The following is a 19,398-nucleotide window of genomic DNA, read 5'->3' as shown; positions in this document are numbered from 1 at the left end:
CATGCGCGATAGTTTCTAAGGCATTCCCCGAAGGGAAATTGTCATTCAGGCGTTAGTCTGGCGCCAATACAGATATCCGAATCAACCGGAAAAAGGAGACAGAAAAATGAAGTGGATCGTGCATTCGGTGGCCGCCTCGGCCATGCTGGCCTGTGCCTCGGGCGCCTGGGCGCAAAAAGGCGAGACGGTGAAGATCGGCTGGATCGACCCGCTGTCGGGCCTGATGGCCGCCGTGGGCACGAACCAGCTCAAGACCTTCCAGCTGATGGCCGAGGAGTTCAACAAGAAAAATGCCTCGGGCGTGAAGTTCGAGATCATCCCGCTGGACAACAAGCTCAGCCCGCAGGAGACCACGGCCGTGCTGCGCTCGGCCATGGACCAGGGCGCACGCTACGTGGTGCAGGGCAACGGCTCGGGCCCGGCCCTGGCCATCATGGATGCGCTGGAAAAGCACAACGCGCGCAACAAGGGCAAGGAAGTCGTCTACCTCAACTACGCGGCCGTGGACCCGGACCTGACCAACAGCAAGTGCAGCTACTGGCACTTCCGCCTGGATGCGGACACCTCCATGAAGATGGAAGCGCTGACGACCTATATGAAGGACGTGCCCGAGGTCAAGAAGGTCTACCTGATCAACCAGAACTACTCGCACGGCCAGCAGGTCTCCAAGTACGCCAAGGAAATGCTCAAGGCCAAGCGGCCCGACGTGCAGGTGGTGGGCGATGACTTCGCGCCGCTGGCCCAGGTGCGCGACTTCGCACCCTACATCGCCAAGATCAAGCAATCGGGCGCCGATACGGTGATCACGGGCAACTGGGGCTCTGACCTGTCGCTGCTGCTCAAGGCGGCCAACGACGCGGGCCTGAACAACGTCAAGTTCTACACCTACTACGCCTTCGGCTCGGGCTCGCCCACGGCCATGGGCGCGGCCTCCGACGGCAAGGTCTACACCGTGGGCTACGGCCACTACAACATGGGGGGGGCCATCCAGCCGCTGATGGCCGAGTTCAAGAAGAAGATGAACGACGACCTCACGCAAAGCTCGATCTACCACGTGTTCGCGCTGCTGGATGCGGCCTTTGCCAAGACCGGCGGCACTGACCCCGTCAAGGTGGCCGCCGCGCTGGAGGGCATGAAGCTCAAGAGCTTCAACGGCGAAGTGGAGATGCGCAAGTCCGACCACCAGCTGCAGCAGGGCCTGTACATCACGCGCTGGGAAAAGGCCGGCGGCAAGAACCCCTATGACGCCGAGAACACGGGCTACACCTTCGCCCCGGTGAAGTACTACGAGCCCTACGTGGCCAGCACGCCCACGTCCTGCCAGATGAAGCGCCCGTCCTGAGACCGGCACGCACCGCCTCCTGTCCCCAACGCACCGAAACCAAGGCCTTTCGATGACGCTTGAGTTCTTCACCATATCGCTGCTCAACGGCGTGAGCTATGGACTGCTGCTGTTCATGCTCAGCTCGGGGCTGACGCTGATCTTCAGCATGATGGGCGTGCTCAACTTCGCCCACACCAGCTTCTACATGCTGGGCGCGTACTTCGGATACACGCTCAGCGGCATCATCGGCTTCTGGGGCGCGCTGTTCGTTGCGCCCCTGCTGGTGGGCGCGCTGGGCGCCATGTTCGAGCGCTACAGCCTGCGCCGCGTGCACAAGTACGGCCATGTGCCAGAACTGCTCGTGACCTTCGGCCTGTCCTACCTCATCCTCGAGGTGGTGCAGCTGGTCTGGGGCCGGGGCACCGTGCCCTACGGCCTGCCGCCCGCGCTGCAGGGCCCGCTGTTCACGCTGTACGGCACGCAGTTCCCGCGCTCGCGCTCCTTCGTGATGCTGGTGGCAATGCTGATGCTGGTGGCCGTCTGGCTGCTGCTGACGCGCACGCGCATCGGCCTGGTCATCCAGGCCGCGCTCAAGAACCCCGAGATGGTGGAGGCGCTGGGCCACAACGTGCCGCGCGTGTTCATGATGGTGTTCGGCGGCGGCTGCGCGCTGGCGGGGCTGGCCGGCGTGATCGGCGGCAACACGTATGTGACCGAGCCGGCCATGGCCATGTCGGTCGGCTCCATCATCTTCGTGGTGGTGGTGGTCGGCGGCATGGGCTCGCTGGCGGGGGCCTTCGTGGCCTCGCTGCTGATCGGCGTCGTGCAGACCTTTGCCGTGGCCATCGACTGGTCGCTGGCCAGCCTGCTGACCTCGCTGGGCAGCCCGGTCGGCGAGCAGACCTTCGGCTGGCCGCTGCTCAAACTCACCATTTCCCAGGTCGCGCCCATCCTGCCCTACCTGTTCCTGGTGCTGATCCTCATCTTCCGGCCCAAGGGCCTCCTGGGCACGCGGGGAGATTGACACCATGTCCTCGATCACCAAAACGACCATGACATCCACTGCCGCAAAAGGCGCTTCGGGCGCTTCAGGGGCTGCGGGCGCGGGGCGCCACTACAGCTTCCAGCCGCTCAACATCGGCCGCATCCTGATCTGGGGCGCCTTCGCCCTGGCGCTGATCGTCGCGCCGCTGGTGTTCACCAGCAGCCTGGCGCTGACCATGCTCAGCCAGATCGGCTATCTCATCATCATCTGCCTGTCCTACAACATCCTGCTGGGGCAGGGCGGCATGCTGAGCTTCGGCCATGCGGTCTACACGGGGCTGGGCTCGTTCATCGCCATCCATGCGATGAACCGGGCCAGCTCCGGCGACTGGGGCATTCCGCTGGTGCTGATTCCCGTCATCGGCGGCCTGGGCGGCATGTTCTTCGCGGCCCTGCTGGGCTATGTGACCACCAAGAAGTCGGGCACCACCTTCGCCATGATCACCATGGGCATCGGCGAGCTGGTGGCGTCCATGGCGCTGATGTTCCCCGAGTTCTTCGGGGGCGAGGGCGGCATCACCACCGACCGCGTCTACGGCAAGCCCTTCTTCGGGCTGACCTTCGGCTCGGGCATGGAGGTGTACTACCTGATCGCCGCCTACTGCTTCGTCTGCACGGCCGCCATGTTCGCCTTCACGGGCACGCCGCTGGGGCGCATGCTCAACGCCGTGCGCGACAACCCCGAGCGCGTGGAGTTCGTGGGCTACAACACGCAGCGCGTGCGCTACTTCGCCTTCATCATCGCGGGCTTCTTCGCGGGCGTGGGCGGGGGGCTTGCGGCCATCAACTTCGAGATCATCACGGCCATGGACAGCGTGAGCGTCATGCGCTCGGGCTCGTACCTGCTGTTCACCTTCCTGGGCGGCGCCACCTTCTTCTTCGGACCCATCATCGGCGCCGTGCTGCTGGTGCTGGCCTCGGTGCTGCTGTCGGAGCTGACCAAGGCCTGGCTGCTGTACCTGGGTCTGGTGTTCCTGCTGATGGTGATGTATGCGCCCGGTGGCGTTGCCAGCCTGATCATGATGAACCTGCGCGTGGCGCGCTTCGGCAAGTGGCGCCGGCTGGCCCAGCCCTACCTGGCCATCGCCGCCAGCGCCCTGGTCATGATCGTGGGCGGCGCCGCCATCGTCGAGATGATCTACCACCTGCAGCTCAACGCGGCCCTGGGTTCCCAGGTCTCGTTCATGGGCGTGCAGCTCGATACCAGCTCGGCCTCCACCTGGACCGTGGCCGTTGCCGTCTTCGTCGTGGGCCTGGGCCTGCTGGAAGTGGCCCGGCGCTGGTGCCTGCGGCGCTGGGAGCGTATCCAGGAAGAGATCGAAGAAGCCATCAAGCGCGGGGAGGGCTGAACCATGTCCAGCATTGCAATCGAACGACCAGGCACTGCCGCCGCTGCCGCGACCGGCGAGGCCACCTACGCGCTGGAGCTGCGCGACCTGTACAAGCGCTTCGGCAAGGCCGAGATCATCCGCGGCGCCCAACTGGCCGTGAAGCCCGGCGAGCGCGTGGCCATCATCGGCCCCAACGGCGCGGGCAAGAGCACGCTGTTCAACCTGATCAGCGGCCGCTTCGAGCCCACCAGCGGCCAGGTGCTGCTCAACGGCCAGCGCATCGACGGCAAGAAACCCTATGAAATCAACCGCATGGGGCTGTCGCGCAGTTTCCAGATCACCAACATCTTTCCCAAGCTCAGCGTGTTCGAAAACCTGCGCTGCAGCGTGCTGTGGAGCCTGGGCTACCGCTACAGCTGCTGGCGCTTCCTGTCCAAGCTGCGCGATGCCAACGCCCGCGCCGATGAGCTGATGGAGATGATCGGCCTGCACAGAAAGCGCGACACGCTGGCGGTGAACCTGACCTATGCCGAACAGCGCGCGCTGGAGATCGGCATCACCATCGGCGGCGGCGCCGGCGTCATCCTGCTGGACGAACCCACGGCCGGCATGAGCAACAGCGAAACGGCCCACTTCATCCAGCTGATCAAGAAGGTCACCGAAGGCAAGACGCTGCTGACCGTGGAGCACGACATGGGCGTGGTCTTCGGCCTGGCCGACAAGATCGCCGTCGTGGTCTACGGCGAAGTCATCGCCTACGACACGCCCGAGGCCGTGCGTGCCAATCCACGCGTGCAGGAGGCCTATCTGGGCTCGTCCGTGGCGGATCAACAAGCTGGTGCACATTGAGGGAGCGCGGATGCTGAACATCAACAACCTGCATGCCTACTACGGCAAAAGCCATGTGCTGCATGGCGTGGAATTTTCCGTACAGCCCGGCGAGATCGTCGCGCTGCTGGGGCGCAATGGCTCGGGCCGCTCCACCACGGCCAAGGCCATCATGGGACTGGTGCACTGGGAGGGCGCGCTGGAGTGGAAGGGCCAGAGCCTGACTGGCAGAAAGGCCTACGAGATCGCTCACCTGGGCCTGGGCTACGTGCCCGAGAGCCGCGACGTGTTCCCCAATCTCACCGTGCACCAGAACCTGCTGCTGGGACAGAAGGGAAAGGGCCGGGACAGCCGCTGGGGCTTCGACGACATGTACGCCATGTTCCCGCGCCTGAAGGAGCGCCAGCACACCGAGGCCGGCGTGATGTCGGGCGGCGAGCAGCAGATGCTGACCCTGTGCCGCACGCTGATGGGCGACCCCGACCTGATCATCATCGACGAGCCCACCGAGGGCCTGGCGCCCAAGATCGTCGAGCTGGTGGGCGAGTACCTGCAAAAGATCAAGCAGCGCGGCGTGTCCGTGCTGCTGATCGAGCAAAAGCTCACCATTGCCATGAGCATCTCGGACCGGGCCCTGGTCATGGGTCATGGGCGCATCGTCTTCGACGGCACGCCCGACGGGCTGCGCGCCGATCAGAAGGTGCGCAAGGAGTGGCTGGAGGTCTGATGCCGTACAAGGCTGGGCATGCTGCCCGGCAGGCGGCCCGGACCACGGCGCTTGTCCCGCTTGGGACAAACCGCAGTGGCGCCGGCCCGCGTTTTTTTTACAATCAAAATCGCACGATCGTTCTTTTTCTATCGCATAGGGGACAACAGCATGACTGCTGAATACAAAGTGGACGGTGCCATCGCCGTCATCACCTTGAACAATCCGCCGGTCAACGGCCTGGGACTATCCACGCGGCGGGGCATCGTCGAGGGGCTGGACAAGGCCTATTCCGACCCGGCCGTCAAGGCCATCGTCATCACGGGTGCCGGCAAGGCTTTTTCGGGCGGTGCCGATATCAACGAGTTCGGCAAGGAAGAGGCGTATCGCGAGCCGCACCTGGTCTCGCTGATCAACTCCCTGGACCAGGGCAGCAAGCCCGTGGTGGCCGCCATCCATACCGTCTGCATGGGCGGCGGGCTGGAGCTGGCGCTGGGCTGCAACTACCGCGTGGCCGCTCCCGGCACCCTGGTGGCCCTGCCTGAAGTCAAGCTGGGCCTGCTGCCCGGTGCAGGCGGCACGCAGCGCCTGCCGCGCGTGCTGGGCGTGGAGACCGCGCTGAACATGATCGTCAGCGGCGAACCCGTCAAGAGCGAGCTGCTGGCCTCCATCCCCGGCCAGAAGCTGTTCGACAAGATGGCCGCCTCGCCCGAGTCCCTGCTGGACGAGGCCAAGGCCTTTGCGCTGGAAGTGGCCGACAAGCACGCGGCGGGTGGTCCGCTGCCGCGCGTGCGCGACCTGCCTTGCAAGCATCCTCAGGGCGACGCCTACTTCCAGTTCGCACGCAACATGGTCAAGGGCATGGCCAAGAACTACCCGGCCCCGGCCCGCTGCGTGGACACGGTGGAGAACGCCGCGCGCAAGAAGTTTGACGAAGGCATGGCCCTGGAGCGCGAAGCCTTCATGCAACTGATGTGGTCGCCCGAGTCGCGCGCGCTGCGCCACCTGTTCATGGCCGAGCGCGCGGCCTCCAAGATCGCCGACGTGCCCTCGGACACGCCAGTGCGCGAGATCAAGACCGTGGGCGTCATCGGTGCCGGCACCATGGGCGGCGGCATCTCCATGAACTTCCTGAACGCGGGCATCCCCGTGACCATCCTGGAGACCAAACAGGAAGCGCTGGACCGTGGCGTGGCCACCATCCGCAAGAACTACGAAGCCCAGGTCAAGAAGGGCAAGCTCACCCAGGAAAAGTACGACCAGCGCATGGCCCTGCTGAGCACCACGCTGTCGTATGACGCGCTCAAGAATGCCGATCTCATCATCGAGGCCGTGTTCGAGGAGTTGGGCGTCAAGGAAACCGTGTTCAAGCAGCTGGACGAAGTGGCCAAGCCCGGCGCCATCCTGGCCTCCAACACCTCCACGCTGGACGTGGACAAGATCGCCGCCTTCACCAAGCGCCCGCAGGACGTGGTGGGCATGCACTTCTTCAGCCCCGCCAACGTGATGAAGCTGCTGGAAGTGGTGCGCGGCAAGCACACCGCCAAGGACGTGCTGGCCACCGTGATGAAGCTGGCCAAGAAGATCAAGAAGACCGCCGTGGTCTCGGGCGTGTGCGACGGCTTCATCGGCAACCGCATGATCGAGCAGTACTCGCGCCAGGCCGGATTCCTGCTGGACGAAGGCGCCACGCCCGCCCAGGTGGACAAGGCGATCGAGAAGTTCGGCTTCGCCATGGGCCCGTTCCGCATGGGCGATCTGGCCGGCAACGACATCGGCTGGGCCATCCGCAAGCGCCGCGCCGTCGAGCGCGCCGACATGAAGTACAGCCGCACGGCCGACAAGCTGTGCGAGCTGGGCCGCTTCGGCCAGAAGACCGGTGCGGGCTGGTACGACTACCAGGCGGGCAAGCGCGACGCCATCCCGTCCGAGCTGGTCAACCAGATGATCGAGTCGCATCGCAAGGAGCTGGGCATCACCCCGCGCAAGATCTCCGATGAGGAAATCGTCCAGCGCCTGGTCTTCGCCCTGGTCAACGAAGGCGCCCACATCCTGGAAGACGGCATCGCCGGCAAGTCGGGCGATATCGACATGGTCTACCTGACCGGCTACGGCTTTCCCATCTGGCGCGGCGGCCCCATGCACTACGCGGGCGAGGTCGGGCTGTTCAACGTGGTCCAGGCCATGAACCGCTTTGCCAAGAACCCCAACGACGATGCCCAGTTCTGGCAGCCCGCGCCGCTGCTGGCGAAGCTGGCGGCCGAAGGCAAGCAATTCAGCTGAGACGTGCGGCGCACGAACTTTTTGCGAACCACCGCAAACCCGCCATACAAGGAATATCCATGACATCCGCCGTGATCGTTTCCACCGCCCGCACCCCCCTGGCCAAGAGCTGGAAGGGTGCCTTCAACATGACCCATGGCGCCACGCTGGGCGGCCATGCCGTGCAGCACGCCGTGCAGCGCGCAGGCGTTGACCCCGCCGCCGTCGATGACGTGATCATGGGCTGCGCCAACCCCGAAGGCGCCACCGGCATGAACATCGCGCGCCAGATCGCGCTCAAGGCCGGCCTGCCCATCACTGCGTCGGGCATGACCATCAACCGCTTCTGCTCCTCGGGCCTGCAGACCATTGCCACCGCATCGCAGCGCATCATCGCGGGCGAGGGCGATGTCTACGTGGCCGGCGGCGTGGAATCCATCTCCTGCGTGCAGCAGGAAATGAACCTGCACATGATCCAGGACCTGGCCCTGGCCAAGCAAAAGCCCGAGATCTACTGGAGCATGCTGCAGACCGCCGAACAGGTCGCCAAGCGCTACGGCATCGGCCGTGACGCCATGGACGAATACGGCGCCGCCAGCCAGCAAAAGGCCTGCGCGGCCCAGGCGGCCGGCCTGCTGGATGCCGAGATCGCCCCCATCACCGTGACCATGGGCGTGGCCGACAAGGTGCGCGGCCTGATCACCAAGGAAGTGACCTGCAGCAAGGACGAGGGCGTGCGCGAGGGCACGACCAAGGAAGGCATCTCGGGCATCCGCCCCGCGCTGCCCGGCGGTGTGATCTCGGCCGGCAATGCCAGCCAGTTCTCCGACGGCGCAGGCGCCTGCGTGGTGGTGAGCGAGGACTATGCATCGCGCAACAATCTCAAGCCCATCGGCCGCTTCCTGGGCTTTGCCGTCGCCGGCTGCGAGCCTGACGAAATGGGCATCGGCCCCGTCTTCGCCGTGCCCAAGGTGCTCAAGAAGCTGGGCCTGACGGTGCAGGACATCGACCTGTGGGAGCTCAATGAAGCCTTTGCCGTGCAGGTGCTGTACTGCCGGGACAAGCTGGGCATCCCCAACGACCGCCTCAATGTCAACGGCGGCGCCATCGCCCTGGGCCATCCCTACGGCGTCTCGGGCCAGCGCCTGACCGGCCACGCCCTGATCGAAGGCAAGCGCCGCGGTGCCAAGCGTGTCTGCGTGACCATGTGCATCGGCGGCGGCATGGGTGCCGCCGGCGTGTTCGAAGTGCTGTAAGTACAGGTGGCGGCTGCGGCCGCCACCGCCTGTTCCCGTTACTCCTGTTGGCCGCACGCGCTCCCTCTGGCGGCGCCTGCGGCTTCTTTTTTGATTCCGGACCCCACCATGCGCCTGCGTTCCACCATCGATTTCCTGCTCTATGAATGGCTGCGCGCCGATGCGCTGGGCGAGCGCGAGCGCTTTGCCGACCATTCGCGCGACACCTTCGATGCCGTGCTCGACACCTGCGAGCGCATCGCCCGCGAGAAATACGCCCCCTTCAACCGCACCGTGGACACGCAGGAGCCGCAGTTCGATGGCGAGAAAGTCATCCTGCCCCGGTGCACCCACGATGCGCGCCAGGCCTATGCCGACTCGGGCATGCTCAGCGCCTCCCAGGACTACGACATCGGCGGCATGCAGCTGCCCTATACGGTGGAGGCGGCCGCCAACAGCTTCTTCGCGGCGGCCTCCATCAGCATCGGCTCCAACATGCTGACCTCGGGCAATGCCAACGCCATCATGGCCCACGGCACGGACATGCAAAAACAGGTCTTCGCCGCCAACGAATTCAACGGCCGCTGGGCCGGCACCATGTGCCTGTCCGAGCCCCAGGCCGGTTCCTCGCTGAGCGATATCGCCACCCGCGCCGAGCCCGATGGCGCCGACTTCGAGAGCGATGCGCTGGGCCCGCGCTACCGCCTCAAGGGCAACAAGATGTGGATCAGCGCGGGCGACCATGAGCTGACCGAGAACATCGTTCACCTCGTGCTGGCCAAGATCCCGGGGCCGGACGGCAAGCCCGTGCCCGGCGTCAAGGGCATCTCGCTGTTCATCGTGCCCAAGAAGCTCGTGGACACCGAAGGCCAACTCACCGGCGAGCGCAACGACGTGGCCCTGGCCGGCCTCAACCACAAGCTGGGTTGGCGCGGCACCACCAACACGCTGCTGAACTTCGGGGAAGGGCGCTTTCCCGTGCGCGGCGGCGCCGGGGCCGTGGGCTACCTGGTCGGCAAGCCCGGCGAGGGCCTCAAATGCATGTTCCACATGATGAACGAGGCCCGCATCTCCATCGGCATGGCCGCCACCATGCTGGGCATTGCGGGCTACCACGCCAGCCTGGACTACGCGCAGAACCGCCCGCAGGGCCGGCCGATCAAGGGGGCGCCGGGTGCAGCCGGCAAGGATGCCACGCGCCCCCAGTCGCGCATCATCGAGCACGCCGACGTCAAGCGCATGCTGCTGGCGCAAAAGTCCTATTGCGAAGGCGCGCTGGCGCTGAACCTGTTTTGCGCGCGCCTGGTCGATGAGCAGCACACCGGCACGCCCGAATCCGTGGCCGAGGCCCGGCTGCTGCTGGAAGTGCTGACCCCCATCTCCAAGAGCTGGCCCAGCGAGTTCTGCCTGGAGGCCAACTCCCTGGCCATCCAGATCCACGGCGGCTACGGCTACACGCGCGACTTCCCCGTGGAGCAATACTGGCGCGACAACCGCCTGAACATGATCCACGAAGGCACGCACGGCATCCAGGCCATGGACCTGCTGGGCCGCAAGGTGCTCATGGAAGGCGGCAAGGGCCTGCAGCTGCTGGCCACGCGCATCAACGACACCATCCAGCGCGCCATGGCCCGGCCCGAACTGGCCGGCCATGCCAATGAACTTGCCAAGGCGCTGCAGGAAGTCGGCGCCACCACCAAGGCCGCATGGGCGACCGATGACCCGCAGCAGGCCCTGGCCAATGCCGTGCCGTATATGCAGGCCTTTGGCCACACGGTGCTGGCCTGGACCTGGCTGGACGTGTCCCTGGCCGTACTCGCCAAGGACGCCACCCTGGCCGAACCCGCCAACGCTGGCCGCATGGCCGCCATGCGCTACTTCTTCGGCTACGAGCTGCCGAAGATCGGCGCCTGGCTCAAGGTCGTGCGTGAGCGCGACATGACTTGCGCGCAGATGAGTGAAGAGGCGTTCTGAGGGAGTTGGCAGCACGGCTGCCGGAGGATGCAAAAAAAGCGCGGACCATGTGGTCTGCGCTTTTTTTATTTCAGGGATTTTCAAGGTTGCCGGAGAGCCTGGCCTGCTCCTTGACCCATTCCCTGGTTTTTCCGCGAACGCACCATTCGGGGGTTTTTACCCAGTCTGTGAAATACATGTTTGGATGGCCTTGTAGGAGGTTGCAATGGGTGTAGCCTAGTTTTGGCATTGCCTTGTATTGAAGCGGGGCTAGAAATAAAAGACAGAATAATGCCGAGATAAAGCATAAAATAAGTGATTTGATTAATATGCCTTCTGTCTTTGTTTGCATGCGTTGCTTGCAAGGAATGGCTTTTACGATATATAGCAAAGTCAATGATAAGAGAAATGGTAAGCAAAGAGCCGAAAAAGGCGCCATTGGCCATATTCGAACGACTGGTGCCAGCGTTTTGATTTCATGGGTTGTTGTTATAATTGTTTCATTAATGAGGAAGACGCAAGATAATAATGCCAGGGTGGTCAGTAAGATACCGATATAGGCGTTTTTTCTGATGCTTTGAATATCATGCATTTTTATCTTCTGTGGCTTAATTTGCACAATATGCCTTCACTGTTTTTTCCGGAAATATAGAGTGTTTCGTTATTTTTGTTTGAAGGATTCCTTGACTGAATGTTGCTCCAATCTGGATGGCTTGTGTTAATCCGGTAAAATCCCTGCGCTTTATCATTTGGCGTGGATTTTATAGCCTTGATAACGTTTTGCTTTATCTGCCAGCGCTCGTCAGCGGAATTCAGTGCGAGACTGGTAATAAGAATCATTGCAGCCATGATGGCTAAGGGCAGTACGGCAACAGATATCATGCTTGCAGTCGTCATTCCCGCGGTCAAACCCACCATCGTCGCCAATCCCGCCTTGACCGCCTCCACCCCAATCCCTCCCACAAGATCATGCATGGTCTTCTCGTCATTGAAGATGAAGTCCAGTGTCTCTATCCCGGTGCCCACCACCAGGCTCAGAAGGAACCCGCCCTTGGCCACATTCTGCAGACCGCGAATACCCAGGCCCATCTGGACCATGCGTGGATTGGCGGCAAGGAATCGCGTGCCTTGCAGCAACTGGCGGCGAAGTCCCGCGTAGCCTGTGATGATGATATAGGTGCCTGTGGCGGTTGTCTTGATATAGGAGCGGGCACCGGCCAGGCCCAATGCAATCAGCGTTTTGGTGATCAGGTACGCGTCGCTGACCATCAGGGAGGCGGGAGCGACCCAGGGTTTGCCTGCATTCGGGCTGGCGGTGTGTGTCCAGTATCGCCCAAGCGCACTGTGGGCCAGCATGGCATGGAGCGTGGCCGCCAGGCGAGGATTGTTGCGCGCCTTGTCGCTCAGTATGTCTGCGTATTCCTGTGGCGTCAGCACAATGGCATCGATCTGTTTTCGCTCCATTTGGCGAGCAAGCATGTCGGCATAGCCGATCTGATAGAAGGTGGCGGCAATGGAGGCTGGCATGGTGTATGGAGACGCTGGATCAGAAGCGGAATCGATGATTCCAGTCAATGCGCCTTGATCAATAAAGGCAATTTGACGGAAATGAGTGGTTGCAAGCAGGCGAATAATCCGCTGTCAGTGTCCAAGCGGGTTTCTGATGTTTGCTGTGCCAAGAGTCCTCATTTGATTTCATGGCCTGCACGAGGTCAATCAAAGAAGTCGCCCGCAGATCATTTTCAGAATTATCCTTAGGACAATTCCTAAAATCAGGTTGAAATGCCAGGTGAATAGATATGCTGCCAATGAGCGTTTGGTCCCAGGCAGCGCCATTCGCCATGGGCGGTATTCACGGGGCACAAGCACAGGCTGCCCGGCTCGGCCACGGGCATTTGCGGTGAAGGATGCGGGGAGAGGGGGTCCGTACCGCCGCTGCGCTTGCGGGCAGGCTGTTGGACCGGGGTCTGGGCTAAGGTCTTATCGTGCCGAATGCTTGCAGACGAGGACTCAGGGACCGGGTGTCAGCGCATCGGAAGCCTTGCAGGTGCTGAAGGCCGCCTGCCGGAGGGTGCATGCCTCAAAGATCCAGTCCGAGATAACGCGTGCCCGGCACGGGATTGAAGCTCACCGGCTCTGCATCCACAAAACCCAGGGACTCATACAGCCGCTGCGCGGCCTGGAACTCGGGCAGCACATCCAGGCAGATGCGGGTGTAGCCTGCGTGGCGCGCAGCGTCCAGGATGCCTTCCACCAGTCGCCGCCCCAGGTTCTCGCCGCGTACCGTGGGGCGCACGTAGACGCGCTTCATTTCGCCTGTCTGCGCATCCACCTGGCGCAGGGCGGCGCAGCCCACGGGCTGGCCGTCTTTCCAGGCCAGCAGCACGCAGCCTTCGGGTGCGGCGTACTTGCCGGGCAGGGCGGCGAACTCGGTCTCGAAGTCCTGGAAGTCCAGGCTCACGGTGGGGCTGGCCACGTATTCCCGGAAGATGCGGACCACGGCGTCGAGGTCTTCGGGAAAGTGGGCGGGGCGGATATCGGTCATGTAAAGGCGTGTGCATGGCCCTGATGAAGGGCCCTGTCGTGCAAACAAAAAAGGGGCCAAGAGTAGGCCAGTATTTCAGGGATTTGGTTCGATCAGGCTTTGAGCGGCAGCTCCTTCTCTCTATCGTTGCTCGCACTTGCGCTTTTCCTGGGAAGCCTGCATGCCCGCATCCAAGCACTTGCTTCTCTCCACATGGTTCAGGACCAGCGGACCCAGCCAAACCGCCAATGCTGTCAGCGCCAAGGGCAGCACCACCAGCACCCACAGCATCCACTTCGCCTCACGCCGGAAATGCCCGGAGATTCCTGCGTTGGGCGATGCGGGATCTTTCATGGCGATGGCACCGCCTCAACTGCACAAGCGCAGATTGGTGCGCGCAGCCTTGAGCATGGGCAGCACCACATCGGCATCGGTGGGTGGATAGGCCTCGCGCAGTTCCTGATCCGTCTTGCCGGCTTCCTCGGCCAGCGGGGCCAGGGTCTGGCGGCAGGCGGCTGCATCGCCCGAGCGAAGCTGCGCCAGCGCCAGGTCGTTGCGCAGCCAGCCCTTGGTAACGCCGGTCAGCACCTCATCGCAGTCCTGCAGCACCGGCGCCAGCGTGGTCAGCGCCAGGCGGTAGTCCTTGGCGTCGTACGCGCGCTTGAAGTTTCTGCGCGATGCGGCAATGGCCTTGTCCGTGCAGCCGGGTGTGGGCCGAAGGTAATCGCCGCCAAACCAGGCCCGCATGCCGCAGAAGTCCCGGCATGCCTCGACGGTGGCCGTGTCGACCCCGACGCGCTGACCGGCAGGCGTGAAGTCCACGGCGCAGGCCGAATTCGCCATCCTGGCCCGGCCGTTGGTGATGGTGCCTTCCAGCTCACAGGTATGGCCGTTGGCACCGACGGTCTGGATATGGAACTTGCCATTGGCCCGCACCACCAGATCGCCACCCCCGCCCTTGCGCACATAGGTGCCTGCTGAGGGCGTGGTGATCTGTGCGCAGGCCAGGCCTATGTGGCAGGTGAGGACCAAGGGCGACAGGCGGAGCAGGCAGTTGGTGAGTTGCATGGGCAGGGCTTTGGATTTGCGGCGTGTACGAGGGCGCAGGAATTGCAGCGAGTGTATCGATCAAGGCCGTTTTGCATGGCGGGTTCGTTTGTCTGCGGACGGTACGGCGCCGTGCCCAGCTACAGTGATCCAGAATCTTGCAGCTCACCATGGACACTACAAAGCACATCAATCCAGACCACTATTTGGAAACCGAACAAGGTCGCCTGTTCACCCCGGAACGCAGTGCTGCCGCATGGGAGTTGGCGTACCGGGACTTGGACAAAGCACTGTCTGCCAGCTCGCCCGCGACCAAGCTCTATGTGGTGGTGGGGGTGCAAGCTGCAGGCAAGAGCAGCTGGATTCAACAGAACGCCGCAGCGTTGGGTGGTGATGCGGTGTTCTTTGATGCCGCCCTTCCGAAGACGGTGCATCGTGATGCGTGCCATTCAGATTGCCAGATCACATGGCGTGCCCGTAGTCTGTATTTGGCTCAAAGCCGATTTGCAGACCGCCTTGCGGAGGAACACGCAGCGGCGAGCCGATCACCAAGTGCCGGAGCAGGCCATTCGCAGCGTGTTTGCCATGTTCGAGCCGCCGAGTGAGCAGGAAGGGTTCGCGGTAGTCCATATCGACGACAACGAGCCGGCCCCCGGGAGCTCCATCCAGCCCATGGGGCCGCGCCAGTTCCCGTCCTTTCAGGATCTCGACCAGCAGGTGATTGTGGGCTGGCGAGCTTGCGAGATGGCGTTGGCCGTAGGCGGCCGCTGGGATATGGATGAATCAGGTCGGCAGCACTGGGTACCTGGCGAAGCAGTCTGGAGCCATCCGCAGGTGCCCTATCTCCAGTTCATCGAGATTTGGATCCAACTGGTGGACGGACGTGTCTGGTCAATGCTTTCCCGTATCGAGGATGGCAGCGGGTTTCACGGCCTGTACCTTGTGACTCCAGAGGCGTCTGAGTCGGGTCCCGGCGTGCCTGCATCCATTGGTTACCGTGACCGACTGCTGGCTGAGTTGCCCTTGGGTCTTGTGCGGATAAAAGACATGCGCCGGGATGCAGATGGCTTTGTCGTGGAGATGTGCATGCACATCGGCCAGAAAGTGGTTCGGTTCCTGTCAGGGGAGGTCTATGAGCGGGGTCAGGGCCTGTTTGAAGTCATAGAGCTTGATGAATCGATACTCGTCCAGATAGAAAGCTAGATGCAGCGAGGCATTGGGCAGCAATCGCTGATGTGCCTTTTGCCGTCGGTATGTCCTGATGTGGAAAGCGCGCAGAGACAGGCTCCTCACAACGCCAGATGCAAAGCCTCCCCCGGCCCCTGCGCAGGCACGGCGCAGCAGATCAGGGCCTCGCCCGCTGGCACGGCGAAGGAAGGTGGCGAGGCATAGGTCACCCCGCCCTGCAGCACACGCGTGCGGCAGTCGCCGCAGCTGCCGCCCCGGCAACCGAAGGCGGGCTCCAGGCCTCGCGCCTCGGCTACTTCGAGCAGGCTGCCGTTGCCGGGCTTCCAGCGCGCTTCCTTGGCCGAGTCGGCAAAGATGATGCGGACAGGCTGTGTGGCGGGTGCCCGCAGTTCGGCGGCGGGGGCTGCACCGGCCATGGAGCGCTTCAGGGCCGAGGGACCGAAGGCTTCTGCGTGGATGCGCTCGTCGGGCACGTTGCGTTCGCGCAGGCCGTCATAGGTGGCCTGCATGAAGGCGTCCGGGCCGCAGAGGTAGAAGTCGTAGTCGTCCCAGGGCAGGGTGGCTTTCAACAGGGCCATGTCGATGTGGCCCTCATGGTCGTAGTCTCGGCCGGCCTTTGCCGTGCCGGGCTGGCTGAGCGTTCGCACCCAGCGCACCTCGGCATTGCCGGCCTTCACCAGTTCGGCAATCTCCGTGTCAAAGGCCCGTTCGCTGCGCGTGCGAGCCGCCTGGAACAGCCAGGTGGGCCGCAGGCTGCGGGTGCGCCGGCCTTCGTGGACGATGTGGCGCAGCATGGCCAGCAAGGGCGTGATGCCTATGCCCGCGGCCAGCAGCACGGCGGGTCGGCGCAGGGCCGCATCTGCGGTGAAGCTGCCAGCGGGCGGGCGGGCCTCGACCAGATCGCCGGGCTTCAGGCCATGCAGATGGCTGGATGCGCGGCCTTGCCTCTTGACGCTGATGCGCAAGCGCCCGTCCGAAGGCGCCAGCGACAGCGTATAGGTGCGCTGCAGGTGGCTGCCGTCCGCCAGCGTGAGGCGCAGCGGCAGGTGCTGGCCGGCCAGGGGAGCCACCGTGGCCATGCCATCGGCCGGCTCCAGGTAGAGCGAGCGGATGGTGGAGCTCTCATCCACGGCCTGCGCCACCCGGAACGGCCGCCACTGCCGCCCCAGCCGGGCGGCGGCCAGGCGCTGGCTGGCATCGGCCCAGCTTCCGGTCATCTGCAGGTGGGGCGACCAGCCGTCGGCCGCCATGCTCCAGCGCAGCGGCAGGGCGTCGGGCCGGCGCACGATGCGGCGGGGCTTGAAGGTCCACAGGCGCTCGGCGCCCTCGAAGGCCGCGATTTCCGGGGAGTCGAGGATGACGCTGGCCTCGCCCGTCATCTGCAGCATTTCCCCGGTTTCGGAGTCGATGAACAGCAGGCCCGCCTTGGGATTGACCAGGAAGTTGCCCAACGTCATGAAGAACAGGTTGCCCGAGAAGTCGGGGATGGTCAGCGTTCCATCGGCGTCGATCCGCACAAAGCCCGGCTTGCCGCCACGGTGGGAGACATCGACCTGGCGCAGGCCATCCTCCCCATCAACGTAGGACGCCACGTAGAACGTATCCGCCTGCGCAATCAGCTCCCGCGCGCGCGGGTCCAGCGATGCCAGTTCGACCGCCGGCACCTGCGTGGGCTCGTCCGCAGGCCGGACGAACCGGACGCTGCGGTTCTGGATATAGCGCGGGCAGTTGCCGAAGCTCTGGACCACGCCGATGTCGAAGGCGCCCGCCCCATCAACGCCTGTCTTGCGCCGCACGGTGCCGTTGAGCCGGTTGCGCCTGCGCGTCATGGGGTCCATGCCCAGCAGGCCCACGGCATGGCCATCGGCCAGGCCCGGCTCGGCCGGGTCGGCCGCATCGCGGCCCGCCGCCACATGCAGGGTCAGCGGGTCGGGAGAGTGCAGGAAGCCCGGCTCACCAGCCCGTACCGTGGCCCAGGCGTCGCCTTGCGCATCCACGCTGCCCAGCACCACGAAATGCAGCAGCGGATAGAACTCGCGGTGCTGGTCCAGCAGGAAGGGCCGCAGGAACTTGCGTCCCGGCATGTCCATGCGGCCCACGACGCCAACGCTTTGCTGGATCGCCAGTTCGCCCGCATGCCAGGGCGAGGCGGGGTTTTGCAGGGGTTGCGGGTGCATGGTGCGCTCCTTTGCCGGGGTTTCAGGTGAGGTGTGGCTCAGGCACTCAGGCCCGCAGGCCGGCCGGTGTCTGGGCGAATGCCACAAAGCCCGGCAGCGCCTCGATGCGGCCCAGCCAAGCGCGCACTTCGCGGTAGGGTTGCAGGTCCACATTGCCCTCGGGCGCGCTGGCGATGTAGCTGTACAGGGCCACGTCGGCAATCGTGGGCGTGCCGCCGGTGAGGAAGGGGCGGGTGGTCAATTGCGCCTCGATCTTGGCGAGGATGGCGTGGGCGCGGGCTATCACTTCCTCGGCCTGGAAGGGCGCCTTGAACACCGTGACCAGCCGGGCCGCCGCCGGGCCGAAGGCGATGGGGCCGGCGGCGATGCTCAGCCATTTCTGGATCTCGGCCTCGGACTGTGCGCCCAGAGGCATCCAGTCCTGGCGGTCCAGCTTGCGCGCCAGATAGACCAGGATGGCGTTGGAGTCGGCAATCACCGTGCCGTTGTCGTCCAGCACCGGCACCTGGCCCAGCGGGTTCAGCGCCAGGAATTCGGGCTTCTTCTGCGCACCGTTGGCCAGGTCCACGTGGACCAGCTCATGCTCCACGCCCAGCAGGCCGAGGAAGAGGCGGGCGCGATGGGCGTGGCCGGACAGGGGAAAGTGGTAGAGCTTCATTGCGGTTCCTTGGGGTTGGTGAAGGCGCCGGTTGTCGGCGCCACGGGACGTATCCTCCTTCTCCGCCCGCATCTTTAGAATCCCTGGCGGCGGCAAGTCACTCTTGCCGGAACGCGAACAAAGCGCCGGCGCAAACCTGGGCAAACCTGGGCAGTCCTGCGCGGGCCGCCCGCAGCCGGGCAGATACACGACACAGACAAGGCAGGCACAGATGGATCGCTTCCAGTCCATGACGGCATTTCTCGCAGTGGTGGACACGGGCGGCTTCGCCTCGGCCGCACGCCGGCTCAAGGTCTCGCCCTCGGTGGTGACGCGCGCGGTTTCCGACCTGGAGGAGCGACTGGGCGTGCGCCTGCTCACGCGCACCACGCGCTTCGTGCGCGTGACCGAGGCCGGCACCGCCTACGCCGACAGCTGCCGCCGCATCCTGGCCGAGCTGGAAGAGGCCGACGAGCATGCCGCCAGTGCCCATGCCGCACCGCGCGGCCGGCTCACGCTCACGGCGCCGGTCAACTTCGGGCGCATGCACGTGCTGCCCGTGGTGCACGACTACCTGGGCCGGTTTCCCGAGGTGGACGTCAACTGCTGGTTTGTGGACCGCGTGGTCAGCCTGGTGGACGAGGGCGTGGACGTGGCCGTGCGCATCGGCGATCTGCCCGATTCCTCGCTGCAGGCCATCCGCGTGGGCAGCGTGCGGCAGGTGCTGTGTGCCTCGCCCGCATACCTGACCAGCCACGGCGTACCCCAGCGGCCCGAGGAGCTTGCGCAGCACACCACCATCACCGCATCCGGCCTCACCTCCACGCCCGAATGGCGGTTTCTCGAAGGCGACAAGGCCCTGGCCGTGCGCCTGCAGCCGCGCCTCATGTCCATGACCAACGAGGCTGCGGCAGACTGCGCCCTGGCCGGGCAAGGCATCACGCGCCTGCCGCTCTACCAGATCGCCAAACCCGTGCAGGACGGCGCACTGCGCCTGGTGCTGGAGCCCTTCGAGCGTCCGCCGCTACCGATTCATGTGGTGCACCGGGAAGGGCGCCATGCCGCGCACCGCGTGCGGGCGTTCATCGATATGGCGGTGGATGCGCTGCGGGTGGCGGCGTTGAAGTGGTAGCGGGGCCGAG

General features: G+C 64.4%; 17 protein-coding genes and 1 pseudogene. 11 read left to right on the top strand and 7 right to left on the bottom strand.

All coding sequences use genetic code 11. From position 1 onward, the window contains the following. Window positions 1-106 precede the first annotated feature (106 nt). From AAN986_RS16130 to AAN986_RS16095, 8 genes are all read left to right on the top strand, one after another. Window positions 107-1,342 carry a branched-chain amino acid ABC transporter substrate-binding protein gene (locus AAN986_RS16130; protein ID WP_312839905.1) on the top strand — a complete coding sequence of 412 codons (1,236 nt, stop codon included), beginning with the start codon at window positions 107-109 and terminating at the stop codon, window positions 1,340-1,342. A 52-nt stretch (window positions 1,343-1,394) separates the two neighbouring features. Continuing rightward, complete coding sequence (locus tag AAN986_RS16125) at window positions 1,395-2,348, top strand: branched-chain amino acid ABC transporter permease (protein WP_017405244.1); 954 nt, start codon at window positions 1,395-1,397, stop codon at window positions 2,346-2,348. Window positions 2,349-2,352: 4 nt separating this feature from the next. Then, complete coding sequence (locus tag AAN986_RS16120; RefSeq protein ID WP_017405243.1) at window positions 2,353-3,717, top strand: branched-chain amino acid ABC transporter permease; 1,365 nt, start codon at window positions 2,353-2,355, stop codon at window positions 3,715-3,717. 3 nt (window positions 3,718-3,720) lie between these two features. Next, entirely contained in the window at window positions 3,721-4,548 is an 828-nt protein-coding gene (locus AAN986_RS16115; RefSeq protein ID WP_013802770.1) for an ABC transporter ATP-binding protein, read from the top strand. A 10-nt stretch (window positions 4,549-4,558) separates the two neighbouring features. Further along, complete coding sequence (locus AAN986_RS16110) at window positions 4,559-5,254, top strand: ABC transporter ATP-binding protein (protein WP_016446753.1); 696 nt, start codon at window positions 4,559-4,561, stop codon at window positions 5,252-5,254. Between the two features lie 150 nt (window positions 5,255-5,404). After that, window positions 5,405-7,516, top strand: a complete 2,112-nt coding sequence (locus AAN986_RS16105) for a 3-hydroxyacyl-CoA dehydrogenase NAD-binding domain-containing protein (RefSeq protein WP_047218243.1) — start codon at window positions 5,405-5,407, stop codon at window positions 7,514-7,516. Window positions 7,517-7,575: 59 nt separating this feature from the next. Continuing rightward, complete coding sequence (locus AAN986_RS16100) at window positions 7,576-8,751, top strand: acetyl-CoA C-acyltransferase (protein ID WP_016446755.1); 1,176 nt, start codon at window positions 7,576-7,578, stop codon at window positions 8,749-8,751. A 108-nt stretch (window positions 8,752-8,859) separates the two neighbouring features. Next, window positions 8,860-10,704: an acyl-CoA dehydrogenase gene (locus tag AAN986_RS16095; protein ID WP_047218295.1), complete on the top strand. Its 1,845-nt coding sequence runs from the start codon at window positions 8,860-8,862 to the stop codon at window positions 10,702-10,704. A gap of 70 nt (window positions 10,705-10,774) precedes the next feature. Here the strand turns inward: AAN986_RS16095 and AAN986_RS16090 are convergent, their stop codons facing one another. From AAN986_RS16090 to AAN986_RS16070, 5 genes are all read right to left on the bottom strand, one after another. Next, a complete protein-coding gene (locus AAN986_RS16090) occupies window positions 10,775-11,275 on the bottom strand; it encodes a hypothetical protein (RefSeq protein ID WP_156179813.1) in 501 nt (166 codons plus the stop codon). Window positions 11,276-11,277: 2 nt separating this feature from the next. Next, complete coding sequence (locus tag AAN986_RS16085; protein WP_047218244.1) at window positions 11,278-12,210, bottom strand: hypothetical protein; 933 nt, start codon at window positions 12,208-12,210, stop codon at window positions 11,278-11,280. 553 nt (window positions 12,211-12,763) lie between these two features. Then, entirely contained in the window at window positions 12,764-13,228 is a 465-nt protein-coding gene (locus AAN986_RS16080; RefSeq protein ID WP_016446760.1) for a GNAT family N-acetyltransferase, read from the bottom strand. Window positions 13,229-13,348: 120 nt separating this feature from the next. Further along, window positions 13,349-13,561 (bottom strand): hypothetical protein, encoded by a 213-nt coding sequence (locus AAN986_RS16075; RefSeq protein WP_026062350.1) that lies wholly within the window; start codon window positions 13,559-13,561, stop codon window positions 13,349-13,351. Between the two features lie 15 nt (window positions 13,562-13,576). Continuing rightward, window positions 13,577-14,275 carry a hypothetical protein gene (locus tag AAN986_RS16070; RefSeq protein ID WP_046238377.1) on the bottom strand — a complete coding sequence of 233 codons (699 nt, stop codon included), beginning with the start codon at window positions 14,273-14,275 and terminating at the stop codon, window positions 13,577-13,579. Window positions 14,276-14,350: 75 nt separating this feature from the next. On the opposite strand from AAN986_RS16070, the pseudogene AAN986_RS16065 reads away from it, so the two are divergent. Both AAN986_RS16065 and AAN986_RS16060 read left to right on the top strand, forming a co-directional pair. Continuing rightward, window positions 14,351-14,794: pseudogene (locus AAN986_RS16065) on the top strand (hypothetical protein); the annotation flags it as partial. A 36-nt stretch (window positions 14,795-14,830) separates the two neighbouring features. Further along, window positions 14,831-15,457 carry a hypothetical protein gene (locus AAN986_RS16060; RefSeq protein ID WP_241150370.1) on the top strand — a complete coding sequence of 209 codons (627 nt, stop codon included), beginning with the start codon at window positions 14,831-14,833 and terminating at the stop codon, window positions 15,455-15,457. Window positions 15,458-15,543: 86 nt separating this feature from the next. Here the strand turns inward: AAN986_RS16060 and AAN986_RS16055 are convergent, their stop codons facing one another. Together AAN986_RS16055 and AAN986_RS16050 are read right to left on the bottom strand one after the other, a co-directional pair. Further along, window positions 15,544-17,619: a pyridoxamine 5'-phosphate oxidase family protein gene (locus AAN986_RS16055; RefSeq protein ID WP_047218245.1), complete on the bottom strand. Its 2,076-nt coding sequence runs from the start codon at window positions 17,617-17,619 to the stop codon at window positions 15,544-15,546. A gap of 46 nt (window positions 17,620-17,665) precedes the next feature. After that, window positions 17,666-18,277 (bottom strand): glutathione S-transferase, encoded by a 612-nt coding sequence (locus tag AAN986_RS16050; protein WP_047218246.1) that lies wholly within the window; start codon window positions 18,275-18,277, stop codon window positions 17,666-17,668. Window positions 18,278-18,488: 211 nt separating this feature from the next. On the opposite strand from AAN986_RS16050, the gene AAN986_RS16045 reads away from it, so the two are divergent. Then, window positions 18,489-19,388 (top strand): LysR family transcriptional regulator, encoded by a 900-nt coding sequence (locus AAN986_RS16045; protein ID WP_047218247.1) that lies wholly within the window; start codon window positions 18,489-18,491, stop codon window positions 19,386-19,388. Window positions 19,389-19,398: the final 10 nt, after the last annotated feature.

It is taken from the genome of Delftia sp. DS1230 (assembly GCF_040112715.1).
GTDB lineage: Bacteria > Pseudomonadota > Gammaproteobacteria > Burkholderiales > Burkholderiaceae_C > Comamonas > Comamonas tsuruhatensis.
Note: the sequence above shows the minus strand (reverse complement) of the source record. Positions and strands in the feature narration are given on the sequence as shown.